18 protein-coding genes, 2 tRNA genes and 1 pseudogene are annotated in these 18,523 nt (G+C 67.2%); 12 read left to right on the top strand and 9 right to left on the bottom strand.

The window, feature by feature from the left end; translation table 11 throughout:
- Positions 1-24 precede the first annotated feature (24 nt).
- Together ABWO84_RS11995 and ABWO84_RS12000 are read right to left on the bottom strand one after the other, a co-directional pair.
- Positions 25-1,086 carry an ABC transporter permease gene (locus ABWO84_RS11995; protein WP_353114814.1) on the bottom strand — a complete coding sequence of 354 codons (1,062 nt, stop codon included), beginning with the start codon at positions 1,084-1,086 and terminating at the stop codon, positions 25-27.
- A complete protein-coding gene (locus tag ABWO84_RS12000) occupies positions 1,083-2,627 on the bottom strand; it encodes a sugar ABC transporter ATP-binding protein (RefSeq protein ID WP_353114815.1) in 1,545 nt (514 codons plus the stop codon). Before ABWO84_RS12000 ends, ABWO84_RS11995 begins: the two co-directional genes overlap by 4 nt.
- Before the next feature lie 227 nt (positions 2,628-2,854).
- On the opposite strand from ABWO84_RS12000, the gene ABWO84_RS12005 reads away from it, so the two are divergent.
- On the top strand, positions 2,855-5,038 hold the full coding sequence (locus tag ABWO84_RS12005; protein ID WP_353114816.1) for a DUF8189 domain-containing protein: 2,184 nt from the start codon (positions 2,855-2,857) through the stop codon (positions 5,036-5,038).
- Here ABWO84_RS12005 and ABWO84_RS12010 read toward each other — a convergent pair.
- A complete protein-coding gene (locus ABWO84_RS12010; protein WP_353114817.1) occupies positions 5,020-6,501 on the bottom strand; it encodes a mannitol dehydrogenase family protein in 1,482 nt (493 codons plus the stop codon). The two genes, ABWO84_RS12005 and ABWO84_RS12010, sit on opposite strands and share 19 nt — an antisense overlap.
- Positions 6,502-6,652: 151 nt before the next feature.
- On the opposite strand from ABWO84_RS12010, the gene ABWO84_RS12015 reads away from it, so the two are divergent.
- The 4 genes from ABWO84_RS12015 to ABWO84_RS12030 are packed head-to-tail and all read left to right on the top strand — an operon-like array spanning position 6,653 to position 10,332.
- Complete coding sequence (locus ABWO84_RS12015; RefSeq protein ID WP_353114818.1) at positions 6,653-7,573, top strand: DUF6772 family protein; 921 nt, start codon at positions 6,653-6,655, stop codon at positions 7,571-7,573.
- Entirely contained in the window at positions 7,570-7,902 is a 333-nt protein-coding gene (locus ABWO84_RS12020; RefSeq protein ID WP_353114820.1) for a hypothetical protein, read from the top strand. The genes ABWO84_RS12015 and ABWO84_RS12020 overlap by 4 nt, the downstream gene beginning before the upstream one ends.
- 10 nt (positions 7,903-7,912) lie before the next feature.
- On the top strand, positions 7,913-9,214 hold the full coding sequence (locus ABWO84_RS12025) for an MFS transporter (protein WP_353114822.1): 1,302 nt from the start codon (positions 7,913-7,915) through the stop codon (positions 9,212-9,214).
- Positions 9,215-9,273: 59 nt separating this feature from the next.
- Entirely contained in the window at positions 9,274-10,332 is a 1,059-nt protein-coding gene (locus tag ABWO84_RS12030; RefSeq protein WP_353114824.1) for a LacI family DNA-binding transcriptional regulator, read from the top strand.
- Between the two features lie 99 nt (positions 10,333-10,431).
- Here ABWO84_RS12030 and ABWO84_RS12035 read toward each other — a convergent pair whose 3' ends face one another.
- Positions 10,432-11,376, bottom strand: coding sequence for a hypothetical protein (locus tag ABWO84_RS12035; protein WP_353114826.1), 945 nt, complete (start codon positions 11,374-11,376; stop codon positions 10,432-10,434).
- 692 nt (positions 11,377-12,068) lie between these two features.
- Positions 12,069-12,722: a TetR/AcrR family transcriptional regulator gene (locus ABWO84_RS12040; RefSeq protein ID WP_353114828.1), complete on the bottom strand. Its 654-nt coding sequence runs from the start codon at positions 12,720-12,722 to the stop codon at positions 12,069-12,071.
- Between the two features lie 93 nt (positions 12,723-12,815).
- Between ABWO84_RS12040 and ABWO84_RS12045 the strand changes: the two genes are divergently transcribed.
- From ABWO84_RS12045 to ABWO84_RS12055, 3 genes are read left to right on the top strand one after another with little or no spacing between them, the layout of a single operon-like run.
- Positions 12,816-13,670, top strand: coding sequence for an SDR family NAD(P)-dependent oxidoreductase (locus ABWO84_RS12045; protein WP_353114830.1), 855 nt, complete (start codon positions 12,816-12,818; stop codon positions 13,668-13,670).
- A gap of 13 nt (positions 13,671-13,683) precedes the next feature.
- Positions 13,684-14,802, top strand: coding sequence for a lactonase family protein (locus ABWO84_RS12050; protein WP_353114832.1), 1,119 nt, complete (start codon positions 13,684-13,686; stop codon positions 14,800-14,802).
- A gap of 27 nt (positions 14,803-14,829) precedes the next feature.
- Positions 14,830-15,198 carry a VOC family protein gene (locus ABWO84_RS12055; protein ID WP_353114834.1) on the top strand — a complete coding sequence of 123 codons (369 nt, stop codon included), beginning with the start codon at positions 14,830-14,832 and terminating at the stop codon, positions 15,196-15,198.
- Here ABWO84_RS12055 and ABWO84_RS12060 read toward each other — a convergent pair.
- The gene (locus ABWO84_RS12060) at positions 15,195-15,377 is read right to left on the bottom strand and encodes a hypothetical protein (protein ID WP_353114836.1); all 183 of its coding nucleotides are present in this window, start codon (positions 15,375-15,377) and stop codon (positions 15,195-15,197) included. The two genes, ABWO84_RS12055 and ABWO84_RS12060, sit on opposite strands and share 4 nt — an antisense overlap.
- A gap of 161 nt (positions 15,378-15,538) precedes the next feature.
- Here ABWO84_RS12060 and ABWO84_RS12065 point away from each other — a divergent pair, with 161 nt between their 5' ends.
- From ABWO84_RS12065 to ABWO84_RS12075, 3 genes are read left to right on the top strand one after another with little or no spacing between them, the layout of a single operon-like run.
- Positions 15,539-15,763, top strand: coding sequence for a DUF2283 domain-containing protein (locus tag ABWO84_RS12065; RefSeq protein WP_353114838.1), 225 nt, complete (start codon positions 15,539-15,541; stop codon positions 15,761-15,763).
- 2 nt (positions 15,764-15,765) lie between these two features.
- Positions 15,766-16,287, top strand: coding sequence for a hypothetical protein (locus ABWO84_RS12070; protein ID WP_353114840.1), 522 nt, complete (start codon positions 15,766-15,768; stop codon positions 16,285-16,287).
- Positions 16,284-17,141, top strand: coding sequence for a GIY-YIG nuclease family protein (locus tag ABWO84_RS12075; RefSeq protein WP_353114842.1), 858 nt, complete (start codon positions 16,284-16,286; stop codon positions 17,139-17,141). Before ABWO84_RS12070 ends, ABWO84_RS12075 begins: the two co-directional genes overlap by 4 nt.
- Before the next feature lie 222 nt (positions 17,142-17,363).
- Here the strand turns inward: ABWO84_RS12075 and ABWO84_RS12080 are convergent.
- Positions 17,364-17,639, bottom strand: a pseudogene (locus ABWO84_RS12080) (hypothetical protein); the annotation flags it as partial.
- 12 nt (positions 17,640-17,651) lie between these two features.
- On the opposite strand from ABWO84_RS12080, the gene ABWO84_RS12085 reads away from it, so the two are divergent.
- Positions 17,652-17,804 carry a hypothetical protein gene (locus ABWO84_RS12085; protein WP_353114844.1) on the top strand — a complete coding sequence of 51 codons (153 nt, stop codon included), beginning with the start codon at positions 17,652-17,654 and terminating at the stop codon, positions 17,802-17,804.
- Between the two features lie 443 nt (positions 17,805-18,247).
- On the opposite strand, the gene ABWO84_RS12090 is transcribed toward ABWO84_RS12085, so the two are convergent.
- Positions 18,248-18,320 (bottom strand) — tRNA-Phe (locus tag ABWO84_RS12090).
- 69 nt (positions 18,321-18,389) lie between these two features.
- Positions 18,390-18,463, bottom strand: a tRNA-Asp gene (locus ABWO84_RS12095).
- Positions 18,464-18,523 lie beyond the last annotated feature (60 nt).

Genomic DNA, 18,523 nt, shown 5'->3' on the forward strand with positions numbered 1-18,523 from the left:
CCTTCGATGTGTCGGTGATGCGGGTCAGGCGCGGGCGGTCTTCGGGCCGCGGATGCGGGAGAAGAGCGACGTGAACAGATCGGGACGCTGGATGACCACGGCCGCGATGACGATGAGGCCCTTGATGATGAGCTGCCAGTTGGCGCTGAAGTTGTTCAGTCCCAGCACGTTGTCGAGCAGCGTCAGAATGAGCGCCCCGACGGCGGTCCCCAGCACGGATCCGCGGCCTCCGGCGAGGCTCGCCCCGCCGATCACGACCGCGGCGATCGCGTCGAGCTCGTAGCCGAGCCCGGCCTGCGGGTCGGCCGAGGCGTTGTATGCGGCGTTGATCGGGCCGGCCAGTCCCGCGAGCAGGCCGGACAGTGCGAAGACCGCGATCGTGACGCCCGTGACGTTCACCCCGGAGAGGCGCGCCGCGGTGGGGTTGCCGCCGACGGCGTAGACGTGCCGGCCGAAGGTGGACCGCGAGAGCAGCAGGTGGAAGACGATGATGACGATGAGCAGCGCCAGCACGGGGAAGTAGCCCAGCACGGGCACGGGGAAGATGCTGGTGCCCGGCGTGCCGAGCAGCCGGAACTGCTGGGAGCCCGGAGCGATCACGCCGTTGGCGTCCACCGTCACGGTGCCGATCGACACGTTGTGGGAGAACTCCCGGACGATGCCGCGGGCGATCGTCATCATCGCGAGCGTCATCACGAACGACTGGATCTTGAGGAGCGCCGACCCGACGCCGTTGACGAGCCCGAACAGGGCCCCGATGAGCATCGACGCCGGGATGATCGCCGCGACCGGCCAGTTGAGCGAAGTGAGCATCCAGGCGGAGGCCGTGGAGCCGACGGCGAGGAGCGCGCCGACCGAGAGGTCGATGCCCCCGGAGATGATCACGAGGGTCATTCCCACCGCGAGGATGCCGCGCGGGGCGAAGTAGCCGATCGCGTTGGTGAGGTTGTCGACGTCGAGGAAGCGGTCCCCCTGGCTCCAGATGCCGATCACGATGATCAGCACCAGGCCGATGTATCCCTGCGACGATCCCAGCAGCGACGTCCATCGTCGGGTTCCGGTCGTACGGGAGATGGCGTCGTTCATGCGGCTTCCTCTCGGGGGGCGGGGCGGACCGGCATCGCGGCGGCGAGGAGCTCCTCCTGCGTCGCGACGACGGCGTCGAACTCGGCGCTCACTTCGCCCTCGCGGATCACGAGGATGCGATCGCACATGGTGAGGAGCTCCGGGAGCTCGGAGGAGGCGACGAGGAACGACACGCCCTGCGCGGCCAGCTCGGCGACGATCGCGTAGATCTCCGCCTTCGCACCGATGTCGATGCCCCGGGTGGGCTCGTCGAGGAGGATCAGCCGCGGCTCGGTGAGCAGCCACTTGCCGAGGACGACCTTCTGCTGGTTCCCCCCGGAGAGATTGCGGACCGGGACGCGGATGGACGGCGTCTTCGTGCCGAGGCGGCGCACCTGCTGCTCGACGGCCGCGCGTTCGCGTGAGGGCCTGATCCATCCGGCCCGGGCGAAGCGGCCGAGCGCGGCGAGCGCGGAGTTGAAGCGCACTGACTCGTCGAGCACGAGGCTCTGCAGCTTGCGGTCCTCGGCGACCAGGGCGATCCCCCGGGTGATCGCGTGCCGTGGGCTGCGGAGGCCGAGTGCACGGTCGTCGAGCCGCGCGGATCCGGACACGTCGCGCCGGGGATACGCGCCGAAGACCGCCTGCAGGATCTCGGTGCGCCCGGCGCCCATGAGCCCGGCGAGTCCGACGACCTCGCCCTCGCGCACCTGCAGCGACACGTCGTGCAGCGCCGCGCGCGACTCGCTGCGGCTTCCGCGCAGGGACAGCCCGGAGATCTCGAGCCGTACCGGCCGGCTCCCTGCGTCTGACGGCTCGTGCGGCGCGTAGACGACATCGCGTCCGACCATCATCGAGATGAGCTCCTCCCGGGTCACCCCCTCCATCGGCCGTTCTCCGATCCAGCGGCCGTCGCGGAGGACGTTGACGGTGTCGGCGATCTCCTCGAGCTCTTCGAGGCGATGGGAGATGAACACGATGCCGACGCCCGCGGCGGTGAGGTTCCGGATCACGGTGAACAGCTGCTGCACCTCGGCCTCGGCGAGTGACGACGTCGGCTCGTCCATGATGAGCACCCGCGCGTCCAGGGAGATCGCCTTGGCCACCTCGACGAGCTGCTGCTCGGCGAGACGGCAGCGGCTCACCGGTGTGCGCGGGTCCAGGTGGGAGAGGCCGACGCGTGCGAGGAGCTCCTGCGCGTGCTGGACCGATCGGCTCCGGCGCACCCAACCGACCGAGTCGATCTCGCGGCCCAGGAAGATGTTGTCGGCGATGCTCATCTCGGGGACCAGGTTCAGCTCCTGGTGGATGGTCGAGATGCCGAGGCGCTGCGCCTGGGCCGGGGAGTGCAGGTCGATCGACTCCCCGTCCATCCGGATCTCGCCGTCGTAGGACGGGAAGACACCCGACAGCACGTTGATGAGCGTCGACTTGCCGGCGCCGTTCTCGCCGAGGAGGGCGACCACGCGCCCCGCCTGGACCGTGAGGGAGACGCCGTCGAGAGCCCGCACACCGGAGAAGGACTTGCCGATGCCGCTCATGCTGAGCAGTGGATCGATCATGCAGCCCCCGATGCATCATTGGAATCGATTTCATCGGAACCCTGGCACGGTGGGAGGAGGTCCGTCAAGGACATTGGAAGCAGAACATCAATATTCTGGCGGATCTCGACGCACATGAAGGTGACGCCTGCTGGCTTCCTGTGGGAATCCATTGACCGGACGGGGACATGTAACTACCATGCTGTGAAATCGATCTCATTGAGGAGGTCGAGAACAGGGGGCAAGAAATGCAGTCCAAACGGTGGCGCCGGATAGGCGCCGTGGCGGCGACGGCGGGGGTGGCGGTGAGCATCGGGCTCGCTGCGGGCATCCCTGCGAACGCGGCCGATGTCGCGACCTGGATGTACTCCGGAAAGTTCCAGCACGTGCTGGACCTCACCTCGTCGAACGAGTATCTGAACGACCACACGATCATCCGCGATGACTCGGGCAAGTGGCACATCTTCTCGATCTACGGGAACCTCAACGGCCGGCAGCTCGGCACGGGTCCGGCGTCCTCGGAGAACGAGGACGCCATCTTCCACGCCACCGCACCGAGCCTCACCGGCTCGTGGACGCGGCAGGCCGACGCGCTGACGACCGATCCGGCATACGGCAACGGCCAGCTCGGCGGCGGCGGTGAGGCGCACCTCTGGGCGCCGCACGTCATCAAGGCCTGCACGATGCCGTTCTCCGCGGCGGTGCAGCCGTGCGGCGGCGCCTATTACCAGGCGAAGTACTACATGTTCTACGCCGCCGGCAACCAGGCCGGGGCCGGGACCGATCCCAGCAAGGCGGCGATCAACCTCGCGACCACGACCAACCTCGACGGATCGTGGACCCGCAGCACCGGCGGACCGCTGTTCCGCGACGGGTTCGAGGCGCGGGATCCGTTCGTGACCTTCGCGAACGGCAAGTGGTACATCTTCTACACCGCCACGGCCAATGCGAGCGGCGGAGCCAACCAGGTGAAGTTCCGCACGAGCACGAACCTCGTCAACTGGTCGGCGCCGGGTGTCGCGTTCACGGACCCGACCTCGACGGCGAACGCGGGGGCCATCGAGCCACTGACCGAGTCGCCCGTGGTGGTCAACCGCAACGGGTCGTGGTACCTGCTGATCGGTCCGCGCGGCGGTGGCTACACGGGCACTGACGTGTACAAGAGCTCCAACATCGAGAGCTTCAACGTCTCGCAGTACGCGGGGCACATCAATGCGCACGCGCCGGAGATCGTCACCGATCAGAACGGCAAGGACTGGGTGACGAACTCCGGCTGGTTCCAGGCCGGGCTCGACATCGCCGAGGTGCAGTGGTCGACTTCGCCGCGTCCGTGGCAGACGCCCTCCGCGCTCAGCGTGGGCAAGAACGCCGATGGGCGCCTCGAGGTGTTCGGCGTGGGCGCCGGCGGTGCCACTGTCGACAACCGCTTCCAGAAGGCCGACGGCAACTGGTCCGGATGGAACGAGGGGCAGTCCGGGGCATTCGGCCCGGGCGGTGCGGCGGCGACCCCCACTGTCGTCAGCAACGCCGACGGACGGCTGGAGGTCTTCGCCGTGGATCGGACGACCAACACGATCGCGCATCGCTGGCAGACCTCGCCGAACGGACCGTGGTCGGCGTGGGACGGCAACTTCGGAACGACCGCGGCGGGAGCCTCCCCCGTGGGTGCACTCAATGCCGACGGTCGGATGGAGATCTTCGCCCTCGCTCCGGGCGGGGCGAGCATCTCGCACAAGTGGCAGCAGACGCCGGGCGGGAACTGGTCCAACTGGGAGGTCATCGGGCCCACCGCCGCCGGTGCGCCGCCGGTGATCGCCAAGGCCGGCAACGGCAAGCTGCAGGTGGTCGCGGTGGCTCCGGGGTACCAGAGCATCGCCGCGCTGTCCCAGACCGCTCCGAACAGCGGATGGGGCTCCTGGCAGACCATCGGCACGCACCCCGCCGGGGCCGCCCCGGTGATGGTGACGACCTCGAACGGCACGATCGTGCTCGCCGTGGTGAAGCCCTACGGTCTCGGGATCGCGCTGACGACGTACAAGAACGGCGCCTGGCAGGGCTGGGATGTCTCCTTCGGCGACGGTGACGGCGCCGCGGGCCTCTACACCGGCTCGGTGTCTCTCGTCGTCGACGGCAATGTCGTCCGGGCCTACGCGACCGGTCCGGGGACCGGTGCGAACAACCCGCACAACTACATCCGCACGCGCACGATCGATGCGAACGGCGTGCCGCAGGGCGGATGGAGCATCGTCGCGAACGGCAAGAACGCGGAGTGCGCCCCGTCGGGCGGCGTCGGCAACGACGGCCAGCTGCACCTCTTCAAGGAGGACAACGGCGGGTCCGGCATCAGCGAGGCCAAGGGCGGCGGCGGTTTCGTCTCCGGCTTCGGCGGCGCGAACGGCGGGTTCCCGTGCGGTCAGCCCGGGACTCCGTGAGCTGACGGTGACGGAGGCCGGGTCGGGTGCTGTGTCCCCGGCCCGGCCTCTTCGTGACCGGTGCCCCAGCCGCGGGTGCGTGACAGTCGCTCGAAGTCGGCGACGAACAACGGGTCGTCCCTGAGCGAGCCGAACCAGTCGGTCTCGTCGAGGAAGCGGGCGGGCTTTGCGTCCGCCCGCCTCAGCGCGTCGGCCATGCGCGCCGCTTGGCGGTCGTTCAGGGCGCCTCCTGCGCGGAGGACGGCGCGTGAGCGAGCGGCCCAGTCGGCGACGACCTCCGCAGCAGCGGGTGAGCCGATGCCCTCGACGCCGCGCCGGCTGGCGACGGGGACGACGAACTTGGGGATCCGGTCGCTTGCGTCGGTCGCCAGGCGCTCCAGCGTGTCGCGGATGTGCGGATTGCCGAAGCGCTGCAGCAGCTCGGTGCGGTAGGCGCGGAGGTCGATGCCCTCGACCGGCTGCAGCGTCGTCACCGCTTCGTCCATGTACCGCTCGACGAGGTCGGTCACCGCGGGGTCGCCGATGGCCTCGTGCACAAACGTGTGACCGCCGAGAAGCCCGGCGTAGGCGATCGCCTGATGGCTTCCGTTGAGCAGACGCAGCTTCATGAGCTCATAGGGGGCGACATCGTCGACCAGCTGTGCGCCGACCTCCTCCCACGCAGGCCGGCCCAGCGGGAAGTCGTCCTCGATGACCCACTGCGTGAACGGTTCGCAGACCACCGGGCAGAGGTCGTCGATGCCGAAGGAGCCGCGGACCAGGGCGCGTTCGGCGTCGCCGGTCACCGGCGTGATCCGGTCGACCATGCTGTTCGGGAACGCGACGTCGTTCGCGATCCAGTCCGCGAATTCGTCGTCGTAGGCCAGTCGTGCGAATGCGACGAGCGCCGCTCGGGTGACGTCCCCGTTGCCGAGGATGTTGTCGCACGAGGCGATGGTGAACGGCGGGATGCCGCGCTCGCGGCGTAGGCGGAGCCCCGCCGCGAGCACTCCGAACACGGTGCGCGGGAACTCGGCTCCGACGTCGGCGAGCACGTCGGGGTTCTCCGTGTCGAATGCCCCGGTCGTGTCCGATGTGTTGTACCCGCCTTCGGTGATCGTCAGCGATGCGATCCGGATCCCGGGGGAGGCGAGCGCTTCCCGTACGGCGCCGGGAGCGGAGGGGGCGTGCAGGAAGTCGACGATCGAGCCGATCCTGGTGGCCGTCCGCGTGCCGTCGGCGGCGAGCTCCACGAGGGTGTAGACGCAGGCTTGCGCACGCAGCGCCTCGCCCATTGCGGCGTCGCGCGGGAGGAGGCCCACCCCGAGGATGCCCCAATCGGCGGCCCGGCCTCGGCGGAGGAGCCGATCAAGGTACATCGCCTGGTGTGAGCGATGGAAGTTGCCGACACCGAAGTGCACGATTCCCGGGGTCACGCGCGTCCGGTCGTAGGGGGGAGCGGCGGGAATGGCCGTGCGGATCATCTCTCTCCTTGGTTGCGGCAGCGCCCGTCGACACGTCTGCTCGAGTTCGGGTTTGACAGCGGGGTGGGTCCAGCGTACAAATGATAAATCGTTTGTTCAAGCCATTCGGCTGGAACCGACCGGCCACCTCAGATCATCGCAAAGGATGGACATGGACGTCTCCGGGTTCTTCGATCCGCTTCCACGGGTACTCGTCGCCGATGACTTCGATCGCGGCATGAGCGGGTGGCTCGACCTTCGCCCGAACTTCGTCGCTCCCGGGTTCCGCGAGCACTCCACCGACATCGACCTCATCCACTGGGGGCCGACGATGCTCAGCTCGGCGACCTTCGCCTACGGAGGAACCCACGGCTCGGCGCAGGGCACCTACTCGCTCAAGATCTCCAGCCGCGCAAACGCGGCCCGGGCCGACCAGCCGCCCGCTGCCGGATCCATGGGGCTGGCGATCAAGCGGCTGGCGGTCCCGCCCGGGGCTCGGCGGCTCCGCGTCGAGACGCTCTTCGCCTACAAGGTCGAGCAGGATCGCCCGGGGCTCGGCGTCGATGACTTCCGCGCCTTCGGCCTCTTCGTCGACCTGCAGGACGGTGAGCACCGGTACATGCCCGGTGTGCGCTATGTGAACGCCGTCGACGGGCGGCCTGTTCGCGCCTGGCAGTTCTACAGCGAGAGCGACGTCACCGACGCCGACTGGAGCTACGGAACGGACGGCTGGCACAAGGCCGGCATCGATCCGCAGTGGTTCGGTGAACGGCGCAGTGACGGCTCCACCGTCGCCACGACCTGGTTCGAGCACGGCGAGCAGCACCTCATCTACAACGAGTCGGACGACAAGCTGAACTGGACCCCGCTCTCCCTGACGATCGACCTCCTGAACCGTAGCTACGAGGAGTTCCGTGTCGGGGGACGCGTGCACTCCTTCCCGGAGGGAGCGAGGCCGACGCTCGCGCCCGCCTACAACGACATCGAGGGACTGCTGAACCCGGTGTTCTTCGTCGAGGCCGACACCGATCGACGCGTGTCGCTGTTCCTCGACTCCGTCCTCGTCTCCGCCGACTCGGAGGCCCGATCGTGAAGACCTTCTACACCTCTGTCATCGAGCTCCGCCAGGAGTTCACGGGCGCCGTCGAGACCCATCCCTACGAGTGCGGCTGGGCCGATGAGGCCCTGTTCTTCGTGGAGGTGGAGGACGCAGCCCCCGGAGCCGTCGTCTCGCTGCGCGTCCAGCTCAGCGCGGACGGCATCCGCTGGATCGACGAGGGCACCGTTCTCGTCTCGTCCGACCGGGCCTTCGCGCGCATCACCCATTTCGGCGGGTTCCTCCGACTCGCCGGATCCACCGCCGGAAGCGACGGGGAGCCTACGCCGGTCAGCCTCACGGTCCGGCTCGCCCTGAAAGGATAATGAGAAAACGATGACGTTTCGCATCACAAAGGCGACGGTGGGAGCGACCGTCGGCACAGCGCTCGAATGGTACGACTTCTCGCTCTACGCCACTGCCAGTGCGCTGGTCTTCCCGGCTGTCTTCTTCCCGACGGACAACGCTCTGACAGCCACCCTGGCGTCCTTCGCGACCTTCGCCGTCGGGTTCTTCGCGCGCCCGATCGGCGGCGTGATCATCGGCAACCTCGGTGACCGGTTCGGTCGCAGGCAGATGCTGTTCCTCACACTGATCCTGATGGGCGCCTCATCGACGCTCATCGGGCTCATCCCGAGCGTGGCGGCGATAGGGATGGCCGCGCCGATCCTGCTGATCGTGCTGCGTGTGCTGCAAGGTTTCGGAGCGGGCGGTGAATACGCGGGTGCGACCCTGCTCGCGGCCGAGCACTCCCATGAGGAGTCGCGCGGTCTGAACGCAGCCATCCCGGGTGCGGGCAATGCGGCGGGCGCCCTTCTCGCGACCGGCGTGCTGACGCTGCTCAGCACGACTCTGTCCCAGGACGCGTTCCTTGCCTGGGGCTGGCGCATCGCATTCCTCCTGAGCATCGCGGTCTGCGTCGTCGGGGTCGTCATCCGGCTGCGCGTGCCGGAGAGCCCCGAGTTCGTCGAGACCAAGGCGGAGGGCAAGGTCACCCCCGTGGCCATCCGCGAGCTGTTCCGCTCGGCGGGCAGACGCATCCCGCTCGCGATGCTCGCGAGCATCGGCCCGAACGTGGCCTCCTACCTGCCCTCTGTCTACGCGATCACCTACCTCACGACGATCGTCAACGCGCCGGCGTGGATCGGCCTCACCGGCATCCTGATCGGCAACCTGCTCAAGTTCGTCACCATCCCGGCGGCCGGATGGATCAGCGACCGGGTCGGACGCCGCCCGGTGTTCCTCGCCGGTGCGATCGGCGCCGTCATCCTCGTCTACCCGTTCTTCTTCTTGCTGAACACCGGGACGCCGCTGCTCATCTGGATCGCGCTGGTGCTGATCTTCACGTTCTGCAACGATGCGATGCTCGCCGCGCAGTCGGGGTTCATGTCCGAGTTGTTCGACGTGCGCTACCGCTACACCGGCGTCACGTTCAGCCGCGAGATCACGGGCGCCCTCGTCGGGGGCACTCTCCCCTTCGTCGCCGCCGCGCTGACGGCGGCGGCCGGGGGAGCCTTCTGGCTGGTGGCGCTCTACTGCGTCGCGCTGATGATCCTCGCGGCGATCGGCATGTACTTCCTCCCTGAGACGCGCACGCTCGCCGGGGCGCATCCGAAGGAGCCCGCCGGCGCGGCCTGAATCCGTCTGTCGTGGCGACGTTTCGACGTCGCCACGACAGACCGGGCATAGTGGGATCCATGGACGGTTCGACCCCGAGCCCGGCGCGGCGACCAGTTGGCGTCAAACTGGCCGACGTCGCGGCGGCGGCGGGGGTCTCGATCGCGCTCGTCTCGCGCGTCCTCAACTCCGATCCCGCCGCGCGGGCGACTCCCGAGACCAAGAGCCGGATATTGGATGCGGCGCGAGCGCTCGGATACGTGCCCAACGTCGCGGCCAAGAGCCTGCGCGTGCGACGCAACGGGCTGATCGGCCTCGTCGTGCACGACCTCTCCAGCCCGATCCATCTAGAGCTGTTGCGCGGCGCTCGTACGGAGTCCGCGGCCCACAACTACTTCCTGGTCCTTGGCGACGTCGACGAACTCCTCGACGACGAAGAGGCCTTCAAGATCCTCGTCAACGGCAATCGCGTGGACGGTCTCATCGTCCAGGGCGGTCATCGCGGCTTCGATGAGCGGATCTCCGACATCGCCGATGTGCTCCCGACAGTCATTGTCAACGCGCCGTCGCCGGTCGAGCGCGACCGGGCGGCCAATGTCTCCCCTGACGAACCCGCTGGCACGCGAGCGCTGACCGCGCACCTCCTCTCCCTGGGACACACCCGCGTCGGCCTGGTCTCCGGCCCGAGCGACTCGATGACCGCGACGCTCCGCGAACGCGGAGTGCGATCCGCCATGGCGGATGCCGGGCTACAGCTGCTCGAGCGCGATGTCGTCTACGCGGACTGGTCGGCCGACGGCGGACGAGCCGGCCTCGACGAGCTCGTGGCACGCTGGGCTGGCGCCGCCGACAGGCCGACCGCGCTCATCGCGGGCAACTCGCTCATCGGCATCGGCATCCTCGGCGCGGCCCGGAGTCATGGGCTCGCGGTGCCGGACGACCTTTCGGTGTGTGCCGTCCACGACACCTGGATCAACGAACATCTGGTCCCGTCGCTCACCGCGGTCAGTCTTCCGCTCTACGAGATGGGCGTCGTCGCTGTGCGTCAGCTGCTCGACGCGACCGTGCCGCGGGAGATCGTGCTCACCGACCCCCCGCCGATGCTGCACGTTCGCGCCTCCACGCGTTCGCCGGCCTGACCACGGGTCTCAGCCTGTCCATGGTGTGCAGATTCGATGACTCAGAGTCCACACCATCGTCGGGAGGACGACGTCCGGAATGCGCACGCAGGGTGGTCTCTATTCGACGCTGTTGCAGTACGACTTCAATCGCCCTTCCCCGGCCGTGAGGGCGCTGTCCCATGTCTTGAAGAGTTTGTCGCCTTCCTCGATGAGCTTGTTCAACTCGTCGAGGGACAGCTTCTTCAGCTCCTCTTCCGTCTTGGCGGTGAGGAAGCCCTCGTCGTAGTACACCTGGTAGGCGTCATAGAGCGACTCGAGTTCGCCGAGCACCTCGGGGACGGTGACCTTGCTCAGCACCATTCTGATCTGGTGCAGAGCACTCTTTCCGTTCTTGACGCCTTCAGCCACTTGCCCGTACGAGATCTCAGAGGCTGCGGAGTTGAACGCAAGGCCCGCATCGACCCAGTCGCCGTTGACGATCTCGCAGGCCTGGCTTCCCGTTTGCCCGTTTTGCACCGAGCCGCAGAGGTCGTAGCGCTTGAGGCCGGCTTCGTCCATCTCCTTGTCGTAGGCGGCCTGCTTCTTGCCGAGGATCGAGATCTTGTTCTTCGGGTCCTCCGGATTGGCGACGTATCCTTCGGGAATGCTGTTCGACAGCGGCCAGATCTCGTCGGCGTAGCGTTGGTGGACGTCGATCGTCGAGTCGAGGATGCCGCGGACGTCGGGCACCTCGACCTTGTCGGCGATCTTCTGCAGGTCGGCGATGAGCGCCTCGTGCTCGGTCTTCGCCTTCGCGAAGTCCATGCGCGTGCCCGGCTCCCGCTTCGGGTGCTGAATCCCGGGCCACGAGTCGAGTGCCCGGCCCCACTCCGCGTTGACGATCTCGCATGCGGCGGCGGAGGTCTGCTGTCCCGGAGCGGCCGAGGTATTCCCGTTCTGCTGCGGGCCCGACGTCGATGATCCTGCCGCGTCGATCGCCAGGGCGGAGCATCCGGTGATGCTCAGTGCCGCTGCGAGGCAGAGCGCGATGACTCCCGCTCGCTTGGGTGTCGTGCGCATCATGGTCCCCCCATATCCGTGCGAACTGCCGATACTACCCCCGAGGTTGTTCCTCGCGCTCGTCGTGGATGCCTCGAAACCTGGCGTCCGGCACCGGTCTTTGAGTCCGTGCGAGGCGTCCGGGGCAAAAGGTGGCGCTGTCATTCAGGCGGCAACGTCTACTGACTCGTGGGGCGTCAGCCGCCCCGCTCTCGAACGCTCCGCCACGCCTTGCCGTATCATGCCGAGGCATGTCGGCGGTAGTTCGAGATGATGAGCTGGATGACGATGACTACCAGGTACGCGAGGTATACGCCCAGTTCGGCCTGGCGGTGTATCACTCGCAAGTTCTGGAATCGAGTCTGACCACGCTACCTGCGGTGGCTAAGGGGATGACGACGTCAGGGTTCACGGTTCACAACGTTGCTACCAACTGAAGGGGAACCTCGCGACGGTCGTCGTGGACGGCAAGGTCCTGCCTGTGTGTCAGTACAAGGTCACCGACGGCGCGAGGCTCCGCTACGCCGTTGGCGAGCCTGACGCCAAGACGAAGAAGCAGGGTCGGGTCATACTCCTCGAGGCGTCCCCGTCGCATCCGAACGATACGGACTCGTCGAAGAACTTCCGCTGAGGACTTGCTGAAGCGTAGCCTCGGGCCGGTCAGCGGCCGTGCGCGAGGGGCGCCCGTAGAGGTCACCTCTCCTGTGTGAACTCGCTCAGTCCTTGAGGCTCCCGCGAAGCAGCGCCGTGAGGATCCGCGTCAGCCGTGGCTCGACGTCGACCCGCGCGTGGGCGAGCTCCGGGTCGCTCTCGTACAGCTCACGCAGTCGTGTTCCGGGGGCGGCCATCTGCCAGAGCGCTCCGGCCATCGCGGTAGCCGTGGACACGGCGTCGCCGGCCGCAGCCCCATCGATCCCGCATGCCCGCCGAGTGGCACCAGCGACCCGGCCGGCGGCGGCGATCGCGACGAGCTTGAACTCCTTGACGGCCTCCAGCGAGACGCCGCGTTCCAAGTTGAGGGGGACGTGGGCGAGCAGCTCGCAGAACAACGGGCGGTCGACGAGTGAGGAAGCGAGCACCTGGGCGACGGCCGACGGCGTCGCGTCCCGTTGCTCTTCCAGTCGCGCGGAAGTCTGGCCAGCCCATGCGTCCCACTCCTGGGCGGCGAGGCGCAGGAAGATCTCCTCACGGGTCTCGAAGTACCGCAGCATCGTCGACTTGTGCATCCCGACACCGGCGGCGATGTCGGTGAGCGTCACCTCGCGGACGCCGCGGTCGAGCGCCTGCTCGGACGCCGAGCGCAGGATCGCGTCGACTCTCTCCTGCTTTGCATCGAGCGATCGCGCGCGCCGGTACGTGGTCTCTTCCATGCTGTCAGTTTACAGCAACAGGGTTGCATTAATAGTGCAACAGTGTTGTACTAATGGGGCGCGGGTTGCGCATCGAACAAGAGGAGATCAGCCATGTCGGCACCAACCGTCGTCATCACCGGGACATCGACCGGTTTCGGGAACCTCGCCGTCCGGCGATTCGCTGGGGCCGGCTGGAACGTCGTCGCCACGGTGCGCAAAGAGAGCGACCTGGGCGTCCACGACGAGATCGCGAACGTGAAGACGCTGCTGCTCGACGTCGACGACGAGCAGGCGGACCTGGGCTTCGGCGAGCTGGCGCTGGCGCAGTTCGGCCGTGTCGACGCGGTCATCAACAATGCCGGCTACTTCCAGGGCGGGCCGCTGGAAGCGTCGACCATGGACCAGGTGCACCGCCAGTTCCAGACCAACGTGTTCGGGCTGATCGGGATGAACAAGGCGTTCATCCCGATCTTCCGTGAGCAGCGCGCCGGCGTGATCGTCAACGTCAGCTCCATCAGCGCCGACGGAGGCTACCCGTATACGTCGGTCTACCAGGCGTCCAAGGCTGCGGTGGCGTCGCTCACCGAGGGCCTGCATGCGGAGCTCGCCGAGTTCGGGGTGCAGGTGAAGGCGCTGCACCCGGGCAGCCATGAGACGAAGATCTTCAGCAAGGTCGACCGCGCCGAGGACGTGCCCGCCGACTACGACGCGGGCTGGGCCTCGTTCGCCTCGCTGAACCTGGTCCGCTCCGACCCGGTCGGGACCGCCGAGGTCATGTTCCAGATGGTCACCGACGGCGACCGCAAGAAGGTGCACTACTACTCCGGACCCGACGGGCAGGCCATCCCGCGCGTGAAGCAGCTGCTCGGCCAGGACTGGTACTTCGAGGAGCTCAGCGCCCGCAACCGCGGTCAGGCCTCGCCGCTGTGGGACGCGGTCATGCCCTCCCCGGTCGCCGGGCAGTGAGCAGGTGGAGCCGATGGGCATCGCCTATGTGACCTCCTACGTCCGGCGGGCCCTCGGGCAGCCAACGATGAGTCAGGAACCGGGCATCTACGTCCTGCGCATCGATCCAATCTCCGGTGATACGGAAGACATCCAGGCCACGGGCCGATCGAATCCGACGTGGATCGAGATCGATCATGGCCGCGGCGTGCTCTGGACCTGCCTCGGGCCGGCTGCCCCGGATGGGGAGTGCCGGATAGAAGCACACCGTATCGACCCGGATTCGGGTACTCTCACTGCGCTCTCCAGCATCGGTATCGGCCCGGGATCGCCCGCACAGATCACCGTCAGCCCGGACGGGCACCACCTGGTCGTGGCGAACTACGGCTCCGGCGAATTCACCGTGCATCACATCGACTCCGACGGGCGCGTCCTTGAGCGCACGGCCGTCGTGCGCAACGAGGGATCCGGCCCTCACGTCCGGCAGGACTGCCCGCACCCGCACGCCGTCGCTTTCACTCCCGATGGACGATTCCTCGTCACGGCAGATCTCGGATGCGACCTCGTGCAGTCCTTCGTGCTGGACGATGACGGATCACTGCGGGAGACGGGGCGAGCGAGCACCCGGCTCGGGAGCGGGCCACGCCACGTCGCGTTCTCGTCCGACAGCCGCGTCCTGTACGTGATCGGCGAGTTGGACGGCGACATCACCGCCTTCCGCTTCGACCCGGACACAGGTGCCATCGGGGAGATCGTGCAGATGATCGCCACCGCTCCGGAAGGACACAGCGGACCCCAGAGCGCAGCGGAAATCGCGTTGCACCCGTCCGGCCGGTTCCTCTACGCGTCCAACCGCGGATCGCAGACGATCGCCACGTACCGCGTCGACTCCGGCTCCGGGCGGCTCTCGCTCATCGGCCACGAATCCCGCGGCATCGCCGGACCGACCAGCTTCGCCATCGCCCCCGCAGGCGACGTGTTCTGGGCCGCCAGCAGCGACGCGGACCTGCTGGTGCGGTTCCGCATCGACGGCGCGACCGGGAAGCTGGAACCGCTCGGTAAGCCCGTGCCCCTACGCGCTGCAAACGTGGTCGCCTTCTCGAAGCTCCTGGATGGGGAGTTCCTCGCCGCCGAGCAGATCGACCAGCAATAGCCATGCCGTAGTGATAGACCTGTGTGCGTGGATATTCGTCGCGCGATGCCCGTGATCACGACCGATCGTCCTGCCGAGACGCGGGCGTTCTACGAGGGCATTCTGGGCTTCCGTGTCGCGATGGATGAAGACGGGATGCTCATGCTCGCGTCGAGAAGCACTCCGACCACGCAGGTCATCATCGCGTGGAAGAGCGCATCCGCAGTGGATCCCGAGCTGGTTCAGGTGGATGTCTCCGTTGAGGTCGATGATGTCGACGCTGCGTTCGAGCGGGCCGTGACCGATGGGCTGCAGATCGTTCGCGAACTGCGGGATGAGCCCTGGGGGATCCGCCGCTTCTTCGTCCGCGATCCCAGCGGTCGTACGCTCAACGTTGCATCCCACATCGCGTCCTAGGTTGCCTGTCCAAGGCGCCCGGGGCGACGTCTGTTGCCGGCAAGCGGCCTGGTGATCAGTCCCAGCTCGTGGTTGTGGGTCTCGAAGGCATCCTCGAAGGGCATCGAACTCAGGTCCTTGCCCGGTCCTGGGAAGTAGCCGTCGAGCGAGGTCAGCACGGAGACGATGAGAGAGCGCATGGTTCCCAGTGAAGTCGGCCTGGGGCCGGTGGGCAAGGGTGTCACGGCGCACGCGCTTCCGGCGACCCCCGCGGCCACGCGTGAGGCATCCCGCACACCGGCTGCGGGCCACATCCGCTATTCGGCTCGGAGATTTCCATCAGGGGCCATAGGCTCCGAGGATGCGAACGACTTTCGACGCCGAAGCCGATGCTGTGTACATGGCGCCGGTCCCGGAGATCGCACCGGGGCGCTCGGCACGCAACGAGGTCGTCGAGACCTCCGGCGGGACCGTGGTGTTCGACTTCGACCAGGCAGGCATGCTGCTCGGTGTGGAGGTCCTCGGCGCGACGAATCTCCTGAGTGGAGCGTTCCTCGCCGGCGCCGAGCGGATCGATCAGCAGTAGCCATGACGGAGACCGTCCGCCTGGTGCTCAACCGCAACAGCGAACAGCCGTACGTCCTGCATCGCGAGGACTGCCCGACGATCCAGCATCAGGTGCGGGGAGACCTGCGCCAGGAGCTGCCGGCGGGCGGCTCGCAGTTCCTCGAGACCTACGAGGATGGCCTGGCGCTCGTCGGCCCGAACGAGGGCACCGAGCGCTGGTACTTCGACGCCGTCTACGTCTCGCTCGAGGAGCTCGCGACGGTGGGTCGGTACCGGAGGTGCAAGACGTGTACGCCGGACGCTCCGGATGGCCCGCCGAAGGCGCAGGCGTACCTGAAGAAGGCGTCGACGCTCACGAGATCGGACCTGGGCCGGGTCACCGTCGACGGCACGGTCGTGCGCGTCGAGCACTCGGCGGCAGGGACCGTCGTGACTCTGGACTCGGGCGTCGTGCTCTCGTTCGGCGAGGGGGAGACCATCGCGTTCCCGAAACCGAGCAAGGGCGTCTCGCAGACCGCCAGCACCGATGGGAGCAGCTCGTGATCTCCTTCACCGACTTCCTGCCTGTTCCGGAGCCGCAGCTCACGAAGGTGAAGTTCAACATGCGCTCCGGCGACGGCAGCGGCGAGGCCCTGGACTTCCTGATGGATGACCACGAGCGCTGGCTCAACTTCGGCCGGTGGCGCACGAGGCAGACGAACAACAACATGGGTGGTGCGCGGTACCTGCTGGCCTTCGCCCAGTACTACCCCTATGGGCCGCAGTACTTCATGTTCGGCGGCGCATACGAGGTGACCGAGATCAAGCCCGATCGGCTCGACGATCATGGCTACGAGCTGACGCCCCTGCCGCTGCACGAGGAGTACATCAAGCGCCTCATCGTCAAGCTCGAAAGGCCCATCGGCCGAACCCCGTACCTGCGCCACTACGTGGGGCTGCAGGAGAGTCTTCTCAATCCCGAGGTCTACGAGCTCGCGCCCGACGTCAAGCTCGGTACCTTCCCCGGGTACCAGAACGTCCGGCTGAGGCACCACGAGCTGCAGCGCATCATCGCCGGCGACGAGCCCAGCTGGAAGGACGCGCTCTCCAGCGTGAAGGGCGTCTACGTCATCACCGACCTCAGCAACGGCCGGCTCTACATCGGGTCGGCATCCGGCGAGGCCAACGGGCTGTGGCAGCGCTGGTCCGGCTACGCGCACCTGAAGAACCTCACCGGCGGCAACCGGGAGCTCGAGCAGATCCGCAGGGATCTCGGCGACGCGCACATCGTGGAGAACTTCCAGTACTCGATCCTGGAGATCTTCGACCCGAAGACACGGGTCGACACGATCCTGGCTCGTGAGTCGTTCTGGAAGAACGCACTGGACAGCCGAGCGCACGGAATGAACTGGAACTGACCTAGGGGTGCCCCACGGCGCTGAGCACTCTCGCGCGGTCTTCGGGGTAGGCCGTAGTCGCGCAGCCAGCTCAGGTGGTAAGTCGCGACCCGAGTGGCGGCGACCGTGGGAGGCCCCTGCGATGACGATGTCGGCGGAGCGCGAGAGCAGACCGTCCCAGGTGCCGGCGGGCGTCGTGACGGCAAGCACGGGCAGAGAATCCGCGGCCAGGCTCGACTTCATGGTGTTGCAGCGGGCGTGCATCGTGGTGAGGTTGTCGATCTCGCTGGATCCGCCGTGGGCGTGGGCGTGGGCGTGGGCGTGGGCGTGATCCGCTTCGGGCGCGAGAGTCCAGTACACGGGGTGAAGAGCGCCTCGCTTGCAGTGGGGGTGGTGGCCTAGCGCGTCGGGGAAGACGTCGCTGAGCGCGACGAGGGCGTTGCGTGGGTTCGTGCGGCCGTGACGGTAGCTGCAGACGAGCCCGTCGCGAGCGACGCGGCCTATGTGGGTTCCAAGCACGTGGATCGTGCAATGCCCGATTCCCTCGACCTCATCAACACACTGCGCGAGAACCTTCTCGTGCTGAGGTTCTGGGTCGGTCTGCAGATCGGCGTTCCGGCGGCGACGTTGATGGATCTCCTTCACAGTGACAAGCTGAACTCGCGGTTCGTCGCTCTCGATTGAAATCGCTCGCGCCAGCTATCGCCACGCTAGCTGGCGAATCGGCGGCGCTGGATTGATGTAGCTTGCGCGCTGTCCCCGCTGACGGCTGCGCGGGTGTTTCGAACGGAAGCGACTGAACCACAGCGCAATCTCTTGATGACAGTGACAGAAGGTACGGAGAGCCCGCGACCGCAAGACTTGTGGTCCGAGGTGCTCGGCGGGTGCACGCGAGTGGAAGGTCGATTGGGCGTGTGGCAGCCCGGGCGGGCTCGTGTCGCGAGTTCTATATGCGGGGTGGGTGACTGAATACTTTGGAGCAACCGGTGGGGAGCTGTCGCGACTCGGCCGATTCGACGGTGAGTGTGCCGTATCGCGATCGCGGAATCTCCCGGTCAGCCGTAATAAAAGAACCCCCGCAAGTAGAAGCCTTGCGAGGGTTCAGCAGCGGTGTAATCTCCGCTACGTGGCTCCGACCGGCATCGATCCGGTGACCTTTCGATTTTCAGTCGAACGCTCTACCAACTGAGCTACAGAGCCGCGCGACCGGCGAACCTGTCGCGTCCTAGACGAAGGGCCCTCTCCGAAGAAAGAGCCCATCGCACGGAGCGACCCTGACGGGACTTGAACCCGCGACCTCCGCCGTGACAGGGCGGCACGCTAACCAACTGCGCTACAGGGCCATAACTTTTCAATTGTATCGGATCAGTGACCCCAACGGGATTCGAACCCGTGCTACCGCC

The organism is Microbacterium sp., from assembly GCF_040394595.1.
Lineage (GTDB): Bacteria > Actinomycetota > Actinomycetes > Actinomycetales > Microbacteriaceae > Microbacterium.